Raw genomic sequence first — 21,063 nt, 5'->3', positions numbered from 1 at the left:
AATGTAAATTTATTGAAACAGTGTTAACTTTGTAGTACCGTATGTAACAGTAGGTATATCCCCTTTAGGTAATGATTTTTATCGTTAGTCTACAGATGTGAAACTAACGATAAAAATATTAATCGGTTAAAAAGCCTATAGCAGATGAAAAGTTATTTATGTAGACAAGGTGCGAACAGCATTTTTAGCTAGTCTAGCTTAAACATAGAACTTGCGAGCTGCCTACTAACTATCTTAGTGAGTAACTTCAGGATTTGATATTATTAAACTTTAGTCTCTATCTATAATGTTTTTAAACTTAACTTGGGTTTAATTAAAAGAAAATTTAATGTCTAATAATCAAATTATTTTCCTGAATGGTGTCTCCAGCTCAGGAAAATCGTCCATAGCCAAGCAACTACAGAAAAAATTAATCAACCCTTACTTTCATTTAAGTATTGATAGTTTCTTACATGCATTTCCTGATCAATTTCTTGAATCCTGTAGTTATATGAAAACTCAACAAAAACAAATTATGAGTGGTTTTCATTCATCGGTTGCTGCAGTTACTGGCGCAGGAAACAGGGTGATCGTTGATCATATTATGAAATATCCAGAGTGGCTAATAGAGTGCGCAGACTTATTTCATGATTTTAATGCAATACTGGTTAAAGTATATTGTCCTTTAGACGAGCTAGAAAAAAGAGAAAAGCTCAGGGGAGATAGAGAAATAGGTACCGCTAAAGATCAATTTAATCCTGTTTACAACTTTAGTCTATTTGATATTGAAATAGACACTTCCAAAAACTCTATAGAAGAATCTACTAATACAATTATAGATTATATTGAGTCTGATAATAAATCTTTAGCTTTCGATAAATTGAGAGAACAAATCTAATACAGAGAAAACTTATGGACGTTATTGATCAGCTTGAGTCTCAAGTAAGAAGTTATGTACGCTCGTTCCCTACGACTTTCGACATCGCTGAAAATGCAATAATTTACGATGAGCATGGCAATAAATACATAGATTTTTTTGCAGGCGCAGGCACAATTAACTATGGCCATAACCCAAACAATGTTACTCAAGCATTAACTAACTATCTGCAAAAGAAAGGCATTTTGCATAGCTTGGATAAAGCAACAACAGCTAAAAAGGCTTTTATTACCAAATTCAATGACACTATATTAAGGCCTAGAAAATTAGACTATAAACTTCAGTTTACTGGGCCAACAGGTACTAATGCAGTAGAAGCCGCAATAAAGTTGGCTCGCAAAGTAACAAAACGAACCAACATTATTGCTTTTACTAATGGGTATCATGGTTTAACGCTGGGGGCATTATCACTGACAGCTAACGATTATTATCAAGATGAGAGTTATGGTGGGCGACATAATGTATACCATGCTCCTTATGATGGCTATTTAGGTCCAAACGTTAACACAATTAATTATTTAAGCCAGCTAATAGAAGATCCAAGTAGTGGAGTACCACTACCTGCCGCTATTATTTTAGAAGTTGTTCAAGGTGAAGGTGGAATTAATGTGGCCAGCCGCGAATGGCTAAGCGCATTGTCAGCCTTATGCAAAAAACACAGCATTTTGCTCATTATTGATGATATTCAAGTAGGCAATGGTCGAACTGGAGAATTTTTCAGCTTTGAATTTGCTGACATCACTCCTGATATTGTGTGTTTATCAAAAGCAATTGGTGGTGGGTTACCGCTAGCTCTATTACTAATCAAACCTGAAATTGATCAATGGCTAGCAGGGGAGCATACGGGTACTTTTCGAGGCAACAATTTAGCTTTTGTTGCCGCGACTGAACTACTTTCTTATTGGGATAATGATAGTTTTTCAAAAAGCATTCATCAAAAAGGTCAAATTATCCAATCTTCGTTAAACCAGCTGGCAATTGATAATCCTGAACTATCTATCTCAGTTCGAGGTAGAGGTATGGTATGGGGGTTAGAAATTCCTGAACAAGGAATGGCTCAGCGTTTATCAAAAGCTTTATTTAACAAGCAGCTACTGGCTGAAACCTGTGGTAATCGGGATCAAGTATTAAAGCTGCTGCCGCCTTTAACAATTAGCGAAGCAGAATTAAATGTAGGGCTAGCTATTATAGCAACTACTTTAACTGAGTTAACCTATAAAAAGGTAGCCACCCCACAAGAATTAGAGGCTGTGATATAAACTGTTACCCTTGGCAATGGGAATCCCAGAGCAAAGGGTCTAACAATCAACCTCTGCTAAATGCTGGATATCCGTAAAATAAAGGGCTGCGCGAATGGGCTCATTACCCAGCACTTGGAAGGTTTGCACATACCCTTTTAATTGAGCACGATACTGTTGTACTTCTGCTGCAATCTTGTGATCAATAGATTCAGCTGCTGCTTGAGCGAGCTGTACTGTTTTATAATCAATAATCCAGCGGATGTTGGTATCAGGATCAATAAAGGTTCGGTCTACCACATAGTGAATGGTTTTATCACGCATTTGCAGCGTTAACGGATACTCGCACTGGCTGGCTGGGTGCTGATGATTTAAAAACCATTGCGCTTTAGGGTCAGCTAAAGTGTTTTCTATAGCATGTTTTACCTGATGGCAGGCACTGGTGAGTTCATCTTGAGCAATTCCCAGCTGACGTAGTTGGTTGCGCCAAATAGTATAGCGCTGCTGACAATATTGCTGAGGCTGGCTGGCAATCTGCTCAATACCTAATAAGGTAATATGATAAAGCGCTCGATGTACAACCGTACCCACATGGCGAGGCACTTCATCCCACACCATTTCAGGTAAATTTTCTTCATCATTAAACTCTTCCCCCCGATACGCTTTTAGTAACTGTTCATAGGGTTGTGTGGGTGGTTGATAATGGCTGGGTAATCGCCAGCCAGTCGATAAATCAATACCAGGCGCTGTCGACTGTGAGGGAAGTGGAGTGGGTGCCATTTGCCAGCTGACCTGATCTTTAATTGCCGGCCAGATGGTGGCTAACAATGATGAAGCCACAGGTGCTTTAACCTCCCCAGACGTTTCCTGCTGCTTGCCATTAAATAATAAATATAATTTTTTGATCGCCCGGGTAGCTGCTACATATAATAGACGGGTATTTTCCAGGCGCTGTTTTTGCTGTTGTTGGTGACGAATAAAATCATAAATCGCATCACTTTGTGCTTCGTAAGCATGCACGGGACTTAACAATAAATGGTCATCACCGGTTGTGCTTAGAAACTGCTGCCATACTAGCAGGGGTTTATCATCTGCTCTTGGCTGCTTATCCAAACCGGGCAAAATTACCACATCAAACTCTAACCCTTTGGCTTTATGAATCGTCATGATTTGTACCCGCGGGTTAGCATCCGGATCAGGCTGGGCATATAGTCGATTCAGCTTATTTTCAAAAGCGGCTAAATCTAATCCAGCAAAAGATGTGGCATACTCACAAAGGGTGGCGAAAAATACTTCCGCTTCTTGGCGGCTTTGTTCATGGTCAAGAGATGCCTCACCCCCTATTTGCTGCCAGCAACCCGCTAAGACTTGAGCAAAGGGCTTTCGCTGCCGTTGATTAGCCACTTGCTGTAAAATAGGCACGACCGTAGCCAGCCGTTGCTGACCATGGCGAGATAATTTTGCTAAGACAGTCTCATCTTGTAAGCGGCTTAGCACTGTGGTGACCCCTTGGGTTTGTGCCAACACTTCCAGATCATCATTACTCAATCCACACCAAGGGGCGCGCAAAGTAGCCAGCCAAGCCAACTTATCTGCAGAATTAAGCAGTGCTCTGGTCAGGGATAATAAATCTTGAATCACCGCTCGACTGGCTAATGGATCAATTTCAGTCGCCTGCCACTTAATGCCAGCAGCCTGTAACGCAGCAATAATGTCACGTAAATGGCCACGGCTGCGCACTAAAATAGCAATGGTATCAGTGGCCGATGCAGCTAAATACTGGCTCACTACATCAACGGTTTTTGCAGCCTCCAACTGTCGACCGGCTTCATCATGAAAGCCAATACACTCAACTGCAGTACCAGCCAGTGCTGAATTAAAGGCCGTTGATTGAGCATAACTGACCGCACCTAACGGAATATTTTCTTGCTGGGGAAAACTCTGTTGAAAGGTATTATTCACCCAGTCAATCACCTTGGCTTGGGAGCGAAAATTAACGGTTAATGAAAGCGGTGTCAGTGCCACTGAGCCTATTCCATGCTGGCGAGCATTCAGGAAAATTCCTACATTAGCATCCCGAAATCCATAACAGGATTGCATACCATCCCCAACAATAAACAAGCTGCGACCATCACCTGTTTGCCAGCCAGCAGTCAACTTTTCTAATAAAGTTAATTGGGGCTTGGAGGTATCCTGAAACTCATCTACTAAAATATGGTTAATCCGATAATCCAAGACCAATGCCAAATCCGTAGGGGCATCCTCTGAGCCAAGTGCAGCCAATGCTGCTCGGTTAATGTCGGTATGGTCCACCTTACCTTGCTCAGTAAAGGTCACCATTAGTTGGGCCACTAACAATGGCAGTAGCTGACAAAGAGCAATCAGCAGCTCTCCTTGCTTTGGTTGATAGTGGACTGGTGGCAGCAACCGTAAATTAGCCAATTGCTGGGCTAAACCAGGCTGGGTTGCCAGGGCATCAATTAACCCCAACAGCCGTTGCTTCATCTCTTTAAAATAGGGCTTTTCGGCTTTGGTTTTACCGGTTGGAAAACCAATGGTTTTTGTGACTGATTTACGCCAGCTGCCGTCTTTCGTGATCAGTAATTCAACCAGCGCTAACCATTGGGGGAGGGCATCAGGTGTAGTATTGGGTAAGCCAGTTAAGCCAACACATTGATTTAAGGGGTGATCAGGTTTTTCTTCAGCGAGCTGTTGTCCAGCAAAGTCTGCCAGCTGCGCTAGTTCACTACCATGATAGCTAATAGCACTAGCAGCAACCGTTAAATTATCTGTTATTACTGCAACCAACCCCTGTTCAATATACTGTAAAAGCTGCTTGGTATCCGCCATCACCACATAAGGTAGCCATTGATCACGACGACTCAGTAGTGCTTCGAGTAACAATGATAATTTATTGAGGTCATTATCCAGGTGCAGCAACAATTTACTTAATAAATCTGTTTCTGGTGACGACTGGCGAAGTAAGCCAAGAAATTTTCTTACCGCTTGCTGATAACATTCACTGGCATCATCTAGGATATCAGGCATCCCACCGAAGCCGGTTTGCAACGGGAAGTGGCGCACTAGGTATGCACATAAACTGTCGATGGTTTGAATTCGCAACCGATTAGGATTTACCAATAACTGCCAATCATATTGCGTATCTTGAGCTAACACCTGTTTTGCTAATAACCAGGTTTGCCGATCATACTCATTGGCAGGCTCGCTTTCCGTTTGAGCACGACGAATGGCATTTAAAATTCGGCTATGCATTTCTGCCGCTGCTTTACGGGTAAAGGTAATGCAGAGGATTTCCTCTGGCCGCTTTACTTTTGCTAATAATGTCAACACACGCTGGGTTAATAACCCTGTTTTTCCAGAGCCAGCCGGGGCCGTTACAGCAAACGACTGGGTAGGATCCAGTGCCTGCTGGCGAGCTTGCCAATCAGCTGGCCGCTTAATCTCACTCATAACGGCCACCTTGATGGTTGATTCGACATAAGCTGGCTAAATCACAATAGCGGCAGCTTTGCGCTGACTTAGGATCAATACGACTGTCGCCTTGTAAAAATGCAGTAGCTAACTGGCCTAGCTGCTGTTGCCATTGGGCTAAAGTCGCTTTCCACTCATTGGGTAATTCCCGCTTATTTTTTTCAATCGGTATAATTTGTGGAATGCCCGTATCCACCTCACTTAAACCACGAAAACCACGACCTTTGGGTGATAAATTGGCAAAGCTGATCGCACCAATATGGCTATTTGCCACCGTGCAATACAACGGTAGTTGTGGGTCATCCAATCGCTCCGAAGCCCAAGCAGCATCTGTTACGGGGGTCATTTTGTAATCAATTAATAAATAGGAGCCATCAGCAAGCTGATCGATTCGGTCAACCCGCAAACTTAAGGGTAACCCGGCAATTGTACAGCGCTTGCCTTGCTCAATGGCCACCACTTGGAAAGGTGGCCGCTCCTTTTCAATGGCTAACCAGGCAGTTAACCACTGATTTAATCGAAGTTGTTCCAGTTGCTGGTAGCGGATCGATAACACATTAGGAAATTGTGGCAGCAGGCGTTTCAACCCGAGAGTTGTAGCACGCTGAATTAATGTTTGTAAGGCATCATCGGATGTATTAATCAGCGTGGTATGATTTTTTAATTCACGCCAAATGACTTCTAAACTATGGTGTAAACACTGGCCCCGCGCCCAAGCAGGTAAACCAATCAGTGGTAAGGGGAGGGCACTGACCTCCAGGCGATGTTTTGCAAAAGCTTGAAATGGGCAGTTAGCCTGACTTTTTAAAATCTGACTGCCGCCTTTGATCGCAGCAGACTCTGCGTTCATTGGCTGGGACTGCTGGGTTGAGTACGCTTCGAGGCTGATAGCAGATGATGACAACTGGGTTTGTGAAGCTAACCACGGGCTGGCATCAACCGAGGGTAAGTCAGCTAATAATGGGCATAAATGCTGCTCTTTATCCCCACTCATCCGAGCATAACTAAAAATAATTTGCTCAGCATTATGTTTATAAGTGTCGATAATTTCTTTGGTAAAAGCCAGCTCCCGCTCAACTGAAGCATGGGGCATCATATTGGCTACTTGAATATCAATGGGAATAAACGGGTTAGGCTTGGGAATGGCTGGCCAAGTGCTATCATCAAAGCCCATCAACCAGCAATGGGAAAACCGCAATCCCGCCCCTTCTAATGAGCCCAGAATCTGAATGGGGGAGTCTTTAGTTTGCGCCTGAAACGTCACCTGTTGAAACTGTTTATGGAGCAACCGGCTGGCTTCAGTTAACGGAATTTGTCCAACAATTTCATCCAACCCAGCAAAGGCTTTAATTTCTTCATAAAACCGGGTCACCTGCTGGTATTCCACACTATCCAACCGACGCTCACCAGGCCAGCCTAAACACTGCCACTGCTGATAAAACAGTTTTATCCAATGGCTTGGATAATGACGACGATTTTGGTAACCAGCCTGCGCTTTGATTTTTAGCTGTTCAATCGATTGCAATGCCTGAGTAAAAGGGCAGCTGGCCTGACTAAATAAATCCTGCTGCAAATCAGTAGACAACTCTTGTTGCTGCTTATCAAATAGCTGCTGGCTCATCTGTCGTAGTCGGCCAGGCGAAATCATCAACTGCTGACTACGAATGACCTGCTCACTAAGTAGCGCAGGAAAATCTTGAGGCAGTGTATCAAGGTGATAAAAGGGAGACGTCAGCCATTGGCAAAGTTGCCCAGTTTCCACCTCAAGCTTGTTTAGCTCAATCATCGCCAGGGCAGTGGCGATGATGGGTTGTTGTGACAGGGGCTGCCCAGCTGAAAAGTTAAAGGGCAGGGTATAACGCGGGCATTCTGGCAAAGTTACCTGGGGCTCAAATACTTGCTGAAAAGTAGTTTCGACTTGCTGTCGATGTAAGTGCAAGTCAGGCACGATAATCCCTACCATAGCCTCAGCGTTGCTAGCTAAAACACCATGGGCCCAGTTAGCCGCTGCTTGCAGCTCATCTGCAAAACGGTTGAGTTCTGTACGCTGACAATAAGGTTGGTCGACTCGCTGTCGATAATGATGGGCTTGTTCTGCTAGCCCTTCAATAATGGCTTGATGTAAGGGACTCAAATTATCAAACCCAACTAAATGAATGTGAGGGTATTGGGTGAGCCAGTTTTTTTCACAAGCTTTTAAAATAAAGTGAGCGGTGTGGGTTTTGGTTAAATAATGTTTAACCTGACAGGTGGCTAAAAACTGCTTTAGCCACTGCTGAAAACATTCACTGTCATGGGTTGTCGCTAAAGCCACATCTCGCCAATCCAGTTGCCATAGTAACAATAAATCAAATGCCTTCTTGGCAGTTTGTGCTGCTGAAGCAATTTTAACCAAGTGATCGCCACTATGCTGTTGGATAATTTGCTCCCACAACAGTTGTTCTCTTAACTCCGATAACACAATATGATCAGCGGCTGGTTGAAAATTGCTGTCAGCCAATCGCTGCCACAAGCTTTGCAGCCAATGCTCAATGGCCATTACCCTGGGAGTAGGCCAGGCCTGGTGATGAGCAGCCGTTTGCTGCGCAGCATAAGCCGCCTGAATTTTCGCCGTCATCCGCCGGTTAGGGGTAAGAATCAACTCCCCTTGTTTTAAGGCGCTTTCTAAACCAGAAATATCAAACAGTGTTTTTGTCACAGGACAGTCATTGGCTAATTAAATTAAGGGGTATTGTAAGAGGATGAAATGCATTTGCCTACATTTGCCATAATCAACCCCGCTGATTGCCACCGTTCTATGGCTAAATCAGTAACAAACCAAACTACACTTAAGAGGTTGTTACTGATTTATGTTTATTGCCCACCTACCAGCGGGTTATCTAATTACCCAGCTATACCTCAAACGCCAATGTTTCTCCTTTGCTGAGCAACACAGAGCCTGGTTAGTTGGGGTAGGGCTGTTTGCCAGTGTATTACCAGATGTTGATCTGTTGTACTTCTATTGGTTTGATCAGCGACAGCATAACCACCATAGCTATTGGACCCACACCCCAGTTTTTTGGCTAGCCATTTTTCTCTTGCCTTGTGTTGTCGTTTGGATTACTAAACAGAAGCTATTGTTGACAACAATAGTCGTGTTATTAATGAATGTTATGCTACACCTGTTACTGGACAGTATCGCCGCTGAAATATTGTGGCTATATCCTGTTGTTAAACAAAGCTTCGGTTTAGTAGAAGTGCCTGCTCAATTTGCCTGGTGGCCACTTAATTTTCTTTTGCATTGGAGCTTTATGCTTGAAGTGTTGATCGTCGGGACAGCACTTTATCAGCTTAAAAGGCAGTATTCACTTAAATATCAAACAGTTAACATACAATCTTAAACTTATTTATTAGTTATATCGTGGAGCATTTTTTACTTAGCATGAATTCTAATTTTTTAAGATTTTTCGATAACAATCAACTAGTTATAGTGCTTAGTTAAAGTAAATTTCTAATAACAGTAAGCATCGTATGAGAATAAAGGAATGGAGGTTTTATGCCAGCGCAGTTAACTGACAAATTAGTCATTGCCATTTCATCGAGAGCGTTATTTGACCTGGCAGAAAGCCACCGTATTTATGAAGAAGAGGGCTTAGATGCTTACCAGGAGTACCAGATTGCCCATGAAAACGAAATTTTAGCGCCTGGTGATGCCTTTCCTTTAGTTGCTAAATTGTTGAAACTAAATGAACGGCTAGGGCAAGATCGGGTTGAAGTGATTTTATTATCACGCAACTCAGCAGACACTGGGTTGCGTATTTTTAATTCCATTGAGCATTATGGCTTAAATATTGTTCGAGCGGCTTTTTGCGGGGGCCAAAGCCCTTACCGCTATATTGCTTCATTTAATTGTCACTTATTTTTATCTACCCATATAGAAGATGTAACCAATGCTCTCAGTTCAGGTTTTGCTGCTGCCATGATTATGCCTTCAGTCAAGTCAGCTGATGAACCCAGTGATGATACATTACGGTTTGCGTTTGATGGGGATGCAGTGGTGTTTTCTGATGAAGCAGAACAGATTTACCAAGCTGAAGGACTAGAAGCATTTGCTGCCAGTGAGCGTGCTTCGGCCAAATTACCCTTATCAGGTGGTCCATTTAAACCGTTTTTAGCTGCATTACATAAGCTGCAAAGTGAGCTCCCAGCCAAGCAGAGTCCAATTCGAACAGCATTAGTGACTGCTCGATCAGCGCCGGCCCATGAACGAGTGATTCGCACCTTAAGAGAGTGGGGGATTCGACTAGATGAGTCACTTTTCTTAGGTGGGTTAGCCAAAGGACCTTTTTTAAAGTCCTTTGGTGCAGATGTGTTTTTTGATGATCAGGTTGGGCATTGTGATTCAGCTAGAGAGCATGTGGCGACAGGGCATGTCCCTCATGGTGTTACCAATACTCCCAAAGAACTCAAAAACTAAAAGAAGGCATACTTAACGCCCAGTGCAAAGAGGGTACTGGCAAGTACTGGGTGCATGACCTTTTCTGGAAGCCGAGCCCCTAGCCGAGAACCAATATAAATAGCAGGTAGTGAACCAACTAATAGGCTAGCTAGCAGCCCAAAATCCACATTACCTAGCCAGATATGCCCTAAACCAGCAATAAAGGTGAGCGGCACTGCATGAGCCAGGTCAGTGCCTACCACTCTCACACCTGTCAGCTGAGGATATAACACCATAAGCAGTGCTGTACCAATTGCCCCAGCTCCCACAGATGACAGCGTTACTAGAGCACCAAGTAGCGCCCCCATAGTAAGCGTAATAGCCGCGAGGTGTCGGGTAATAAACTGTTGTATAACTGAAGGCTGAGCACTGTCTAATGCAAGGCGAGACCTTGCTAACAATACAACAGCTGTCATGATCAGCATAAAACCTAAACTGCTTGTTAGTAGGTGGCTATATTCTGAACTATCTTTGAAGTAGTAGTTAAGCAGCAACACCGTTAAGCCCGCCGCAGGTAAGCTACCGGCCCCGAGCAGTCCTACTAAACGCCAGTTAATTGTCCGACGCTTGTGGTGTAACGAAACACCACTGGCTTTGGTAATGGATGCGTACATCAGGTCAGTGCCAATGGCAATATGCGGGGGAAAACCAAACAACAACAATAGAGGAGTCATCAGTGACCCTCCACCTACCCCTGTTAACCCGACGGCAAGTCCAACGGTGGCACCTGCCAAAATATAAAGCAAAACTTCCATCAAATATGGTCTAAAGTTATAAATGGTGATAGAAAAGCTATGAATTAGAGAATATAACCATAATGCTTGGAAATTTAGCGGTTTCCATCTATTCTTGAAAAGAATATTTATTTATATTTTTATGCTTTATGCATATAAATGCCGAATGGAGGGGTTATGAAGTTGCAACAGTTGCGCTATATCTGGGAAGTAGCGCATCACGATTTAAATGTTTCGGCTACCGCACAAAGCCTTTATACATCACAGCCTGGTATAAGCAAGCAAATCCGTTTATTAGAGGATGAGCTTGGGGTTGAAGTTTTTGCTCGCAGTGGCAAACATTTAACTCGGGTAACGCCAGCTGGTGAAGCGATTATTAAGACCGCTGGAGAAATTCTGCGTAAAGTAGAAAGTATCAAGCAGGTAGCACAAGAGTTCAGTAATGAACAAAAAGGCAGCTTATCTATTGCTACCACCCATACCCAAGCGCGCTATGCGCTGCCTACAGTCATCAAAAAATTTATCCAACAGTACCCAGAAGTGTCGTTACATATGCATCAGGGCACTCCCATGCAAATTGCTGAAATGGCTGCTGATGGTACGGTTGATTTTGCTATCGCCACAGAAGCAATGGAACATTTCAACGATTTGATTATGATGCCCTGCTATCGCTGGAATCGTTGTGTGTTAGTGCCTAAAGATCATGTATTAGCACAAAATAGCCGGCTAGAGCTGGAAGATGTTGCTAAATACCCAATCGTCACTTATGTATTTGGCTTTACAGGCCGCTCAAAATTGGATGAGTCTTTTATGAGTAAAGGACTGACGCCAAAAGTGGTATTTACTGCTGCTGATGCTGATGTCATTAAAACCTATGTCAGACTTGGCCTGGGGGTAGGTATTGTGGCTAAAATGGCTTATAACCAAGAGCTAGATCAAGATTTGGTCGCATTAGATGCAAGCCACTTGTTTGAGTCCAGCATTACGAAAATCGGCTTCAGGAAGGGTACATTCTTACGTGGTTTTATGTATGAATTTATTGAGCAATTTGCACCTCACCTCAATAAAGATATCGTAAATGATGCCTCGCAACGACATAACCGAGCTGAGTTAGAAGAGCTTTTTGATTCAGTACAACTACCCGTCTACTGAAGTGTATAATCAAGGCTGACTTAAAGCGTCATTAAGCCAGCCTGGTTCACTTTAGCTACTCACTGCGAAACCGTTTACAGTGCTTAAACTTGCTTTTTAATGAGCGTCTTCTTACGAGAGGTGTTTAAGTACTTCCTGCACCAACTTGAAGTAAACGGTATACACTACCTGCTGGCCATCAGGATGATCGACAATAAAGAAGGGGGCTTTATCCACCTGTAAGCTTTGTGCTAACTGCATACCTTCGCTGTTTGGGTCGTTCTCATGGGCTTCAACAATACGCTCAATGTGCTTTATATGCCCCGACTTTTCCAGCCGCTGCAACACATCGATACACTTTTTACAAGGTGAGCCATCAGCCAATACTTTCTTTACCAACGTTATTTTTACAGTCATGATTTCTTCTTTAAGTCATTGATGAGCAACTCTAAAAATAGTAATTTTTAAGTGCCCTTATTTAGAGTGATTTGGAGTTGCTTGCATGTAGTCCACACTCTTTCTGCGTAGCTTCTTCCCACCACCAACGTCCTGCCCGTTCATGTTGATTAGGTAACACAGGTCGGGTACAAGGCTCACAGCCAATACTGACAAAGCCTTTTTGATGTAGCTCATTAAAAGGCACATCATATTCATGGATGGTTTCCCATACTTGTGCTGAGCGCCAGTTGGCTAATGGGTTAAATTTATAAAGCAGGTTTTCCTGGCTGCCAAAGCTGAGATCTTGCTCAATCACAGGAATATGGGCGCGGGTATTAGGGCTTTGATCTTTTCGTTGCCCTGTAATCCAAGCATCGAGTTGGCTCAGCTTACGCCGTAAAGGGGCTACTTTACGAATACCACAGCATTCCTGATGACCATCTTGATAGAAGCTAAAAAATCCTTTGGTTGTTACAAAAGGTTCAAGCTCTGCAGGATCTGGGGATAGTACCTCAATGTCAATGCCATAATGTTCCCGTACCTGATCTATAAAACGATAGGTTTCAGGGTGCAGGCGCCCAGTATCCAGAGTAAATACAGAAATATTATCAGTGACACGGGTGGCCAACTCGATAAGCACTACATCTTCTGCACCACTAAATGAAATAGCAATATTATCAAAGGTGTTGAAGGCCAGTTCGAGAATCGCTTCAGGATCCCGCTCACTGTATTCCAGTTGCAATTGGAGGGTGTTGAGCGGCTTAGTCACAATAGTTACCTATCCTCACACAGTCAGGTTGCCAGCAAACGGGTTGCGACAGCCTGTTTTCACTTATTTATCGCGGTTAGGGCTTGTTGTGTTAACAAGTCCTGGTATTAAAATTATCAGTTATAAAACTTACTTATAATAACAAGCGATAGCTATAAGGGATAAATAAAATCTTTATCTAATTATATGTAGAGAGGGTATAACAACTTTCTGCTGATGAGTGAGCTAATGCTAGGCGGTTATCTATACTAATGTCTATGCTAAAGCATTATTTCTTACTGTTACTTGGCGTGTGGAGCATATCAATTTACCCATTGATGGCCAAGGAAATTAAAATAGCCTACAACAGCGACTGGCCTCCCTACTCATATATCGATAAAAAGGATGGTGTGGTTAAAGGCATTTTGGTTGATCTACTCAATAGTTTATTTGTTGAGCAGTTAAGTATTAAAACAATCAATTATGGCTTTCCTTGGAAGCGGGTGCAGTCAGAAGCCAAATCAGGGTTGATGGATGCCTTTATTACTGTCCCCACCGAACCACGTCTGGCCTATGCACTACGTTCTCGCAATATTGTTTACACCCTTAAAATGCAGGCTATCACCCGACAAGATAAAGCACTCATCGACCAGATAAGCCGAGTAAAAACGGTTTATGGATTAAATACATTTAATGTTTGCGAAATTATTGGCAATGGCTGGGGGTATCGGTTTTGGCAACAGCATAATGTTAAGTTTCAGGCAGTACCCAAGGTCAGCAATTGCTTATTGTTGATTGCCAAAGGGCGTGCTGACTTGATGATTCACCCATTAGCCGTGGGCTCTGCAGAGCTGTCTCGGTTAAAGCTAACGAAAAAACTGATCATTTTGCCTAAAGTGTATGGGGAAATGAAATTCACTTTGTTACTGTCAAAACAGTCCAATCTTTATAGCCAGGCACTAGTAGATGAGTTTGACCAGGTTATCGATAAGTTGAAACGCGAACAAGCTTACCAGCCCTTATTAGATGCCATTATGGCCAAAGTCACCGCAGCCACGTGGTAGCCCAGTTAGGCAAGACCTATATCCCTATATATCGTTATTTTCAATAAGACTGTTGATGCCTACTTTAATTGGTTGAGCGCATTCATTAAGTTGCTGACTTTGGCCCATGCTTCTTGATACTCATCTTCACACTGAGAATCAGCGACAATACCGCCGCCGCCCCAGCAATAAAGCCCTTGATCTTTAGCAACCAGGGTGCGAATCGCAATATTGGTATCCATTTGTTGATTAAAGCTGATATAGCCTATTGCTCCACAATAAACACTGCGAGAGACAGGCTCCAGTTGTTGAATAATTTCCATCGCTCGAATTTTAGGTGCACCAGTAATAGAGCCCCCGGGAAATGCCCCGGTTAATAAATCAAAATAATTAGCACGGCTGTTTAACTGGCCTGTCACTGTAGTCACCAGGTGATGCACATTGGCAAAACTTTCCAGCTTAAACAGATGTGGTACTTTTACCTGGCTACAGTGCTTGCTCAAGTCATTCCGTAATAAATCCACGATCATTAAGTTTTCTGCCTGGTCTTTTTCACTATTTAACAGGGCTTCTGCTTGTAAGCGATCCATTTCAGGATCAGCACTGCGTGCCCGAGTCCCCTTAATAGGCTTCGTTTCGATGACGCATTGATCTGCTTTAATAAAGCGCTCTGGCGAATGGCTTAATACAGTGATATCCCCAAATGCTAGATAGGCAGAGAAAGGAGCAGGGCTGGCCTTACGCAAATGGGTATAGGCTGTCAGCAAATCCCCGCTAAACTGGCTATCAAACCGTTGGGTAAAATTAACCTGATAACAATCACCTGCTTGAATATAGTGCTGTATTTGATTAAACGCTGATTGATATTCAGCTGGGGAAAGTACTGGTTGAAATGGTTCGGTCAGTTTAAATGATTGAGGTGGCTGAACGGCCTCCAACTTAGTTAAGCATGCTTGTAGCTGTTGATATTCCTCACGGGAAAGCGATGGGTGAGCGACTAAAACCGCCTGTTGTTGCTGATGATCAACCACAACCGCCCAGAGGTAGAGCCCTGCCATTAAGCAAGGCCACTCATCATCCTGATGCTTGAAGCGCTGAGGCTCTGTAACCGCTTTTAAGTCGTACCCCCAATAGCCAAGCCAACCACCCACAAAAGGCCAAGTACAGGCAACCGGCTCAAACTGCTCAAACAATTGCTGCTGTAAAACTAAGGGGTGCTCCTGAAGCTGTTTAGACTCACCTGAAAGCAGGTTTTGAAGGGTACAGCTCCCTTTCTGGTAGTGTAAAAAATAGTGGGGGTTGGCGGTAATAATATCAAAGCGACCATCAGTGTGCTTTCCATCAGTACTATCCAGCCAGGCGGGGAAAGGCATATGGCGCAATGCAAGAAAATAATCCAGGCTGTTAGGCGAGTAACGAACTGCTGTGACGGTAGCTTGCTTCATAACATCTAATACTATGGGGCTATCAACGTTTCCAATAAGGCCGCGGCATTGTAACGGGCTAGCCCAAATATTTCATCAAACCACATGAAATTTCCATGAGGTCTAGCGAAATCAGGCACCATCAAGCTTTTATCGCTGTTACAGGTACCTAAGTTCGCTGTAAAAAAGCACAACAGTTGCTCTTTTACAGCATTGTTGCAGTGTTTGAAATATAACCCAGCATGGCAATAAGTCTACTGTTGTTTAGCGCTTGCAGTTACAACAGCCTGCGCATATACGCTTTTTATCGCCCTTCTTTATAGATGTTCTCACGCAATTATTACTTCTCATAATAAACATCACTTGTAGGGTAGTGGCTTACTAATTGCTTTGATAGCTCTTAACCACACTTCACCTATCACAACTCCACCTATAAAACGGCAGGAATAATATAAAGGAGAATCTAATGGAATCTAGCACTTTATTGATGAGTCAGCTCACTGGTGAGTGGGGGACAATCAAATGGCTATTAGTGACTCTCATTTTCTTATGGCTCGCTAGTGCAACTGTGCTAGTAATGTTGGTCATCAAAGCTAAACGCTGGCTAATCCATATTGATGCTGTCCAAAAGCGCAAGTTGTTTAGAGAGCAAGCTGATGAGTTTCTAGAACAAAATAAGCTGGATCAACTACAAAAAATCAGTGAGCAGCGCGTAGAAAGTTACCCTAACGACACGTGGTGCCATTGGTATTTAGCCTTAGCGTTTTATCACAAAGGGCGCTGGCATGATGCTAAACGTACCTTCCAAACCATTCTGCAGTTAAATCCCAGCTGGCGTGAAACCGTTAATCCTTATGTTGAAGATTTAATGAACAAGATATCCAATAGTCGGCCTGGCTTGGTGAAATGAATACTTGCTGATTGGCTACTCTTTAACTATGTTTTTTGGCACAGTCCGTTATTAGCCTGCCTGGACAGGCTAATATAATTATCCTAAAAACTGACTGTATTTATGATGGTGCAGCTATCTTACCCTGTACCAGACCCTACTCTATAAGAAAACACTCAAGGAAGAAAAACTATGGCAATCGACACTGGACTGATAGGCTCAGTCATTAATGCCTTACCCTTGGATCGGATGATCTCTGCACCTTTAAATGCAATGATCAAAGCCCAAGTACAAGCAAGTAAAGCTTATGCAGACTTCTTGTTAACCGTCTGTATTAAAGATGGTAAAGCCATTGCGGTTGAGTTTGAATACGATGAAACCTTGGTAAACTCTGAAGGTAGATATCAAGGTACTTTATCCAAAACCATGCGAATTCCTTTATTAGCGGCGATTAGTCACCCTAATATTACCGTTGATGAAGGTAAAATTGATTTTGAACTAGAAGTGAGTCAGTCTGAAGAAAGCCAGTCTTCAACTGAAGCGGAAGCTTCTTTGGAAGCGAAAGTAGGCTGGGGTCCCTTCAGTGTCACTATCAATGGTCGTGTTTCTCATAAGTCAGAACAAACCCGCAAAACAGACACTCGGGCTAAGTACAGTATTTCTACCACCGTTAAACGTCAAAACCCTCCAGAAGCATTAATGCGGGTGATTGACTATCTTACTGATGCAGCCACCAAACCGGTTGTATTACCAAATGCTAAGCCAGAAAACACTGACGCATTACCTAAAAATAATGTATTGCCTGCGCCTAAGGCTGATGACAAGAAAACTGGCTCTTAATGCTTAAGCAGTGACGACTTGCCCCTATCCCCTGAATAAAGCGGGTAGGGGTGTTTCTTTATGGGTGATAACAGTCACAAAAGCGTCTTATGTCTTACTTGTTCGTGACTGTCATTGAGGGGGAATAATAATGGTATTCAAAAAAAATAAAGAACCCATTAATAGTGTTTCATTAACTAATATAACTCGCGGTATGCACCATGCGGCCATGACCACAACCAGCATGGTGGCACAGCAGTATGTCAGATTATTTGAACAGTTTTTTGATCGGGAAGACCCTAAAGATCCTGACTCTCCCCTGAAAGCGAAAATGGTTGAAATAAAGCTAGGGGATAACCACTCGATGTATGTGCCATTAATTTCAATGGTAGCCCCTAAAGGCATTGTGATGGATCGAATGAAAGTCTCAATGTCAGTCAAAATGGAAGAAATTGAGCTGAAAAAGGCCACGACTGCCGACAATGCAGAACAAATGCGACGAGGTGGGTTCACAGTCTCTTTTCAATCCAATAAGCGGAGCAAAGGAGGCGATGGGCGTTATGCTGATGAAATTGCAATTGATATGGAGTTTCAGGCCATCGAACCACCTGAAGGCATTATGCGGGTGATTGAAGAGTATACCAATCTAATTGGTCCTGTATCAGCCGCTACCCCCGAACCACCCAAACAGGATGAGAAAAAAGCGGAAACCTCTATCGATGATTAATTAACAAAATAAAATAGCTAGGATTAAATAATTATAAATATGAATGCGTATTATTTATTTACAGGTCCTCAATAATTTATTTTCCCCGCCGTCACTGGACAGCTTATATTAGCGCCAGAATATAAAAGCTGCTAGCAGGATTAGCAGCTTTACCAACCAAACTGCTTTTTATCAATCTTTCTAAATGGCTGATGGTTTTTAATATTACCCCTCAATAAAATTGCATCTTAGCCCTCAACTAGTATAACTCCTCAATAAATATTAATTTAACTGCGATCAATAATTAATTATAAGTAATCACGTCACTCCTGAACTCACTTAACTCATAAGTCGTGAAAAAAATTTCATCTATAAGAAAAAGTAATATTTGAACGATTGAATGTGCAATATATCGCTTTATTTTATTATCAAAGACATTAACTTAATCGCAGCACTTGTTTTTACTGGATTTTTATTTGAGCTGGCGAGCAATCGATTAGTCAGCATTAAACGTTATTTAAAATTATTTCTTAGGTGAAACACTTTCAATATTTAGTGGAAGGTTTACCTAATAATATTTTTCACAAAACCCTTTATTTAACAAATAACCATTATTAAAGCAATCAAGAGCTGAATTTATGCGCAGTCATTTTTTAAAGATTTCTAGCTTAAGCTTGGCAATTGCCGCTTACAGCACCTCAGCACTTGCCAATACGATGTTGGATGTATTGGTGGTTTACCCCCAAGGTAAGAGTGGTGCTCAAGATGTTAAAGCGTTAGCCGCCTCTTACGTTAACTGGGCTAACCAGGCTTATAAAAATAGCCGGGCCAATGTGCAGTTAAGATTGGTAGGGGTTGTGCCACTCAATACTTTTCATGGCAATACCAATGGTAACGCATTAGACCGAGTGACCAACGATAGGGCGATAGCCAGACTTAGACAACAATATGGAGCAGATTTCGTCAGCTACTTTGCGCCTCGCTCTGGCGGCACCTGTGGTGTGGCTTGGGTCCCTCAAGGCCGCGTCCAAAGCAGTCAAGCATACAGCGTGGTTGCAACCAATTGTGGCAATGTGGCATTTGCTCACGAGTTAGGCCATAACATGGCCCTGGGACACTCGGCTGCCCAAAATAGCAAAGGGGGTATCTGGTCTTGGGCACGAGGTCATGGTGAACGAGGAATGTTTGCAACGGTAATGGCTTATGGATCTGCTTATAATGCACGCAATGTACAGTATTTTTCAAACCCGAATGTAAACCAGTGTAAAAACCGTCCTTGTGGTAAAGCTAATTACACCGATAGTGTTAAAAATATCAATGCGGTGGCATCCCAGTTAGAAGCATTTATGCCTTCAAAACAGCCAGATAATCCAAAACCGAATCCGAACCCAAATCCGAATCCGAATCCGAATCCTGACCCAGGTGATGATGGTCCTGACTGGCCCGATAAGCCAAATCCCAACCCGAATCCAAATCCCGATCCTGGTGATGATGGCCCAGACTGGCCAGATAAACCCAATCCAAACCCGGATGACCCTGATGATGGCGGTCCAAAACCACCAGATGATGGGGATAATGATGGTCCCGGTTGGCCAGATGATGACGATGATAAGCCAGGTCCAAATCCGAACCCGAATCCAGACCCAGGTGATGACGATGGTCCAGACTGGCCAGATAAGCCAAATCCGAATCCGAATCCAAACCCAGATCCGGATGATGTCTGTAAAAAACCACACATGTCGAAGAATATGGTTGAGTCTGGCGATTTTAACAGCTTAAGTGGTTGGAATAGTTTTTATAATAACGTGGTGACTATCAATACAGAATCAAAAACAACCAAGTGTGGTCGAGATAATATTTTAAAAGTCACTAATCGAATGGCCTATTATGATGGGGTAGCGCAAGATATCACTAATAAAGTGATTAATATCGCTGACCTCAAAAATACTGAGCTTGAAGTCAGTGCTAAAATGCAGCTGGCGACTAAAGAGCAAAAGCGGGATAACGCGCGAATTGCCCTACAAATTACCGATGATTTAGGCGTACATTATCAGTATGTCGCGCATAGCTCGATTACTAATAATGAAATGTCAACGGTAACAGGCCAGTTTAAAATTGACCATTTTGGTAAAATTCGCAAAGTGCAATTATTAATCTTTGGTCCTGAAAAGAATGCTGCTTTCTATGCGGATGAAGTGACCTTAAGAAAAGCTGGCGAAAAACCTGACCTTGGCCCATTAATTGATCACGGTTTTGAGGGAGACAACCACGGCTGGATACCATTCTTTGGTATTGATAAAGTCGAACGCACCAATAAAATGGCAAAAGACGGCAAATATAGTCTAATGGCCATGGGGCGTGATCACTGGTACTCTGGCCCAGCACTAGATGTAAAAGGGCTGGTAGAAAGCGGTAAAAATTACCAGTTTAGTTTTGACGCTCGCTTAGCCGATAAAGTCAGCAAACCACAATATATTGACATGCAACTGTTTTATGTGGATGACGAGGGTTATCACTGGAAGCGAATAAAAACAGAAACAGTGCCAGCCAATAAACAATGGATGTCAATTAGCGGTGAGTTTAACTACCAAGCCAAAGGCAACGTAAAGTTTGCACAACTTTACATCTTCGGCCCAGAACCTGGCAATGATTTTTATCTGGATAATATCAAGCTAGATAAAAAGAAATAGACTGTTAAAATCCAGACCACTCAAAAAAGCCCGCTAGTTTCTTAAACGCTAGCGGGCTTTTTTATTATTTACTCTTCACTTCGCTTAATTCATCTTTACACAAATAGTGTAAGCTAAGTTATTGCCACTATTGCAAATGCCCCCAATCTCACGTTTACTATTTAGTAAGCTGCAAAAATCCCAGTGAATTTTTAATAATAACGGTTGCAGTTTTCAGCTACACAGCGCGTGTAATAACGGCGCTTCATAGTTTGCTAAAACCCCCAATCAGTAGTTAACTATTTAGTAAGCTGGCAAGCTTTAGATTTTATTAAAGAT

The 21,063-nt window shown here is 42.7% G+C and carries 16 protein-coding genes; 10 read left to right on the top strand and 6 right to left on the bottom strand.

What is annotated here, in order from left to right; translation table 11 throughout:
• Positions 1-328: 328 nt before the first annotated feature.
• Positions 329-877 carry a chloramphenicol phosphotransferase CPT family protein gene (locus OQE68_RS25630; protein WP_180567178.1) on the top strand — a complete coding sequence of 183 codons (549 nt, stop codon included), beginning with the start codon at positions 329-331 and terminating at the stop codon, positions 875-877.
• Positions 878-891: 14 nt separating this feature from the next.
• Positions 892-2,175: a diaminobutyrate--2-oxoglutarate transaminase gene (ectB, locus tag OQE68_RS25625; protein WP_180567177.1), complete on the top strand. Its 1,284-nt coding sequence runs from the start codon at positions 892-894 to the stop codon at positions 2,173-2,175.
• Between the two features lie 39 nt (positions 2,176-2,214).
• On the opposite strand, the gene OQE68_RS25620 is transcribed toward ectB, so the two are convergent.
• Both OQE68_RS25620 and OQE68_RS25615 read right to left on the bottom strand, forming a co-directional pair.
• Complete coding sequence (locus OQE68_RS25620; RefSeq protein WP_180567176.1) at positions 2,215-5,625, bottom strand: UvrD-helicase domain-containing protein; 3,411 nt, start codon at positions 5,623-5,625, stop codon at positions 2,215-2,217.
• Positions 5,618-8,344: a PD-(D/E)XK nuclease family protein gene (locus OQE68_RS25615; RefSeq protein ID WP_180567175.1), complete on the bottom strand. Its 2,727-nt coding sequence runs from the start codon at positions 8,342-8,344 to the stop codon at positions 5,618-5,620. Before OQE68_RS25615 ends, OQE68_RS25620 begins: the two co-directional genes overlap by 8 nt.
• A gap of 151 nt (positions 8,345-8,495) precedes the next feature.
• Here OQE68_RS25615 and OQE68_RS25610 point away from each other — a divergent pair, with 151 nt between their 5' ends.
• Positions 8,496-9,026, top strand: coding sequence for a metal-dependent hydrolase (locus OQE68_RS25610; protein ID WP_180567174.1), 531 nt, complete (start codon positions 8,496-8,498; stop codon positions 9,024-9,026).
• A gap of 155 nt (positions 9,027-9,181) precedes the next feature.
• Positions 9,182-10,102 carry a 5'-nucleotidase gene (locus tag OQE68_RS25605; protein WP_180567173.1) on the top strand — a complete coding sequence of 307 codons (921 nt, stop codon included), beginning with the start codon at positions 9,182-9,184 and terminating at the stop codon, positions 10,100-10,102.
• Here the strand turns inward: OQE68_RS25605 and OQE68_RS25600 are convergent.
• A complete protein-coding gene (locus OQE68_RS25600; RefSeq protein WP_180567172.1) occupies positions 10,099-10,878 on the bottom strand; it encodes a sulfite exporter TauE/SafE family protein in 780 nt (259 codons plus the stop codon). The genes OQE68_RS25605 and OQE68_RS25600 overlap by 4 nt on opposite strands.
• A 156-nt stretch (positions 10,879-11,034) precedes the next feature.
• On the opposite strand from OQE68_RS25600, the gene cysB reads away from it, so the two are divergent.
• Positions 11,035-12,009, top strand: coding sequence for an HTH-type transcriptional regulator CysB (gene cysB, locus OQE68_RS25595; protein WP_180567171.1), 975 nt, complete (start codon positions 11,035-11,037; stop codon positions 12,007-12,009).
• A 111-nt stretch (positions 12,010-12,120) separates the two neighbouring features.
• Here the strand turns inward: cysB and OQE68_RS25590 are convergent, their stop codons facing one another.
• Together OQE68_RS25590 and OQE68_RS25585 are read right to left on the bottom strand one after the other, a co-directional pair.
• Positions 12,121-12,405: a hypothetical protein gene (locus OQE68_RS25590; protein WP_180567170.1), complete on the bottom strand. Its 285-nt coding sequence runs from the start codon at positions 12,403-12,405 to the stop codon at positions 12,121-12,123.
• Positions 12,406-12,466: 61 nt separating this feature from the next.
• Positions 12,467-13,195 (bottom strand): phosphoadenylyl-sulfate reductase, encoded by a 729-nt coding sequence (locus OQE68_RS25585; RefSeq protein WP_353618522.1) that lies wholly within the window; start codon positions 13,193-13,195, stop codon positions 12,467-12,469.
• Positions 13,196-13,446: 251 nt separating this feature from the next.
• Here OQE68_RS25585 and OQE68_RS25580 point away from each other — a divergent pair, with 251 nt between their 5' ends.
• Positions 13,447-14,238: a substrate-binding periplasmic protein gene (locus tag OQE68_RS25580; protein ID WP_180567169.1), complete on the top strand. Its 792-nt coding sequence runs from the start codon at positions 13,447-13,449 to the stop codon at positions 14,236-14,238.
• 59 nt (positions 14,239-14,297) lie between these two features.
• Here the strand turns inward: OQE68_RS25580 and pabB are convergent, their stop codons facing one another.
• Complete coding sequence (pabB, locus tag OQE68_RS25575; protein ID WP_180567168.1) at positions 14,298-15,662, bottom strand: aminodeoxychorismate synthase component I; 1,365 nt, start codon at positions 15,660-15,662, stop codon at positions 14,298-14,300.
• Between the two features lie 445 nt (positions 15,663-16,107).
• Here pabB and OQE68_RS25570 point away from each other — a divergent pair, with 445 nt between their 5' ends.
• From OQE68_RS25570 to OQE68_RS25555, 4 genes are all read left to right on the top strand, one after another.
• Positions 16,108-16,551 carry a hypothetical protein gene (locus OQE68_RS25570; RefSeq protein WP_180567167.1) on the top strand — a complete coding sequence of 148 codons (444 nt, stop codon included), beginning with the start codon at positions 16,108-16,110 and terminating at the stop codon, positions 16,549-16,551.
• Between the two features lie 171 nt (positions 16,552-16,722).
• Positions 16,723-17,370 (top strand): DUF2589 domain-containing protein, encoded by a 648-nt coding sequence (locus OQE68_RS25565; RefSeq protein WP_219339931.1) that lies wholly within the window; start codon positions 16,723-16,725, stop codon positions 17,368-17,370.
• A gap of 130 nt (positions 17,371-17,500) precedes the next feature.
• A complete protein-coding gene (locus tag OQE68_RS25560; RefSeq protein WP_180567166.1) occupies positions 17,501-18,076 on the top strand; it encodes a DUF2589 domain-containing protein in 576 nt (191 codons plus the stop codon).
• Between the two features lie 617 nt (positions 18,077-18,693).
• Entirely contained in the window at positions 18,694-20,745 is a 2,052-nt protein-coding gene (locus OQE68_RS25555) for a carbohydrate binding domain-containing protein (protein WP_180567165.1), read from the top strand.
• Positions 20,746-21,063 lie beyond the last annotated feature (318 nt).

Source organism: Spartinivicinus marinus, from assembly GCF_026309355.1.
Classification (GTDB): domain Bacteria; phylum Pseudomonadota; class Gammaproteobacteria; order Pseudomonadales; family Zooshikellaceae; genus Spartinivicinus; species Spartinivicinus marinus.
Note: the sequence above shows the minus strand (reverse complement) of the source record. Positions and strands in the feature narration are given on the sequence as shown.